Source organism: Shewanella sp. T24-MNA-CIBAN-0130 (genome assembly GCF_040310185.1).
GTDB classification, from domain to species: domain Bacteria; phylum Pseudomonadota; class Gammaproteobacteria; order Enterobacterales; family Shewanellaceae; genus Shewanella; species Shewanella psychromarinicola.
Genome location: NZ_JBEOPP010000315.1, coordinates 1 through 272, shown reverse-complemented (window position 1 = coordinate 272; position 272 = coordinate 1). Strand labels below are relative to the sequence as shown.

1 protein-coding gene is annotated in these 272 nt (G+C 61.0%); it reads left to right on the top strand.

Annotated elements, in window-relative coordinates; all coding sequences use genetic code 11:
- On the top strand, positions 1–272 hold a 272-nt coding region (locus AAEZ02_RS22535), incomplete at both ends, for a P-loop NTPase family protein (RefSeq protein WP_502959613.1).

Genomic DNA, 272 nt, shown 5'->3' with positions numbered 1-272 from the left:
AGTCTAGGCCGCGCAACACCCACGCTCTCTCCTGGTGAAATGCAGCGGCTGCGCATTGCCACCCAGCTGCGCTCTGGGCTCTTTGGCGTAATCTACGTACTCGACGAGCCTTCCGCTGGGCTTCACCCGGCCGATGCCGAGCCGCTCCTAGCCGTACTCGACGAGCTCAAATCTAGTGGTAACTCAGTTTTTATCGTTGAACACAATATGGACTTGGTGCGCCGCGCCGACTGGGTCATCGACGTCGGCCCACATGCGGGAGAGCAGGGCGG